At 60.8% G+C, this 1,460-nt stretch carries 1 pseudogene; it reads left to right on the forward strand.

From position 1 onward, the window contains the following. Window positions 1–1,460: pseudogene (locus EN742_RS34895) on the forward strand (type VI secretion protein); the annotation flags it as partial.

A 1,460-nucleotide genomic window follows, 5' to 3' on the forward strand; every position in this document is an offset into this window, starting at 1 on the left:
TTCTTACCCAGTCCTTCACGCTTGCTGACAAGCCAGTCGCGCAGGAACGGATTTCACGCCTGCAGCGGCAGATACGCGCTTCCGACGAGGCCGGCAGCACGGTCGAGACGGACATCGATTTTGCGCTCAACAGCCTGGTCAATCAGGAAGCAGTGTTCGGCTATCACCATTTCAGCTTGCTTTGCCTGTCGCGCGAGTTGGCTGGGCTCGACAAGGCGGTCTCGGAGCTTGGCGCCTGCCTCACCGACATGAACGTCAACTGGCTGCGCGAGGATCTGAACATGGAGGCGTCCTTCTGGGCGCAACTGCCGGGCAACCATGCATACATCGCACGCTCATGCATGCTGTCCAGCGCCAACTTCTCCGGCTTCTCCTCCATGCACAATTTCGCGACGGGTCAGGCGTCCGGCATCCATTGGGGCCTGCCGATCTCGATCCTCGAGACCACTTCGCAGACTCCCTACTGGTTCAATTTTCACCAGCGTGACGTCGGGCATTTTCTGGTCACGGGCCCGACGGGGTCCGGCAAAACCGTGGCACTTACGTTCCTGCTTGCGCAAGCGTTTCGCATCTCGCCCGAGCCTCGGGCAGTGTTCTTTGACAAGGATGAGGGCGCCTCGATCTTCATTCGCGCCGTCAACGGCAACTATGAGGTCCTGCAGCCGGGCACGCCGACCGGTTTCAATCCGCTGCAACTGGAAAACACCCCCGCGAACCGCGAATTCCTGGTTCGTCTTCTGAAGGCCATGCTGTCGCCCGCGGACGGTCACGGCTTCTCCCAGGAAGAGGAAGACACGCTCGAGCGCGCTATCAGGCGCATTTGCGAGGAGCCGGTCGAGCAGCGGACGCTCGCCAATCTGTCCGGGCTTCTCATGGGGCGCTCACGCTCGGCCGCCAATGATCTCCAGTCGCGGTTGAGGCCATGGTTCGAAGGCGAGAAGGCATGGCTCTTCAACGCGCCGCACGACGCACTCTCCTTTTCCGGCAGGCGCATCTTCGGGTTCGACATGACGCATATCCTCGATAATGAAGAGGTGCGCTCGCCGGCACTAATGTATCTGTTCCACCGCATCGACGAACTGCTCACAGGCGATCCCGTCCTGATCTTCATGGACGAGGCTGGAAGCTGCTGCAGGACCCAGCGTTTTCCAGCTATATCGTCGACAAGATGAAGACGATCCGCAAACTGAACGGGATCGTCGGCTTCGGCACCCAGTCGGCCGCGGACATAGCCCGGGCGCCGCAATCGCACACTTTGATCGAGCAGTCGGCGACGAACCTGCATTTTCCGAACCCGCGCGCGGATGAGGAAAGCTACATCCGCCGCTTCGGTCTGACGGCCAAGGAATTCGCCTTCATCCGCAACACGCCGCCGGAGCGGCGGACCTTCCTCATCAAGCATGGCAACGATTCCGTCATTGCCCGGCTGGACCTTTCGGCGATGCCGGACATCGTCAAGG

This window comes from Mesorhizobium sp. M4A.F.Ca.ET.020.02.1.1, from assembly GCF_004022645.1.
In the GTDB taxonomy this organism is placed as follows: Bacteria; Pseudomonadota; Alphaproteobacteria; order Rhizobiales; family Rhizobiaceae; genus Mesorhizobium.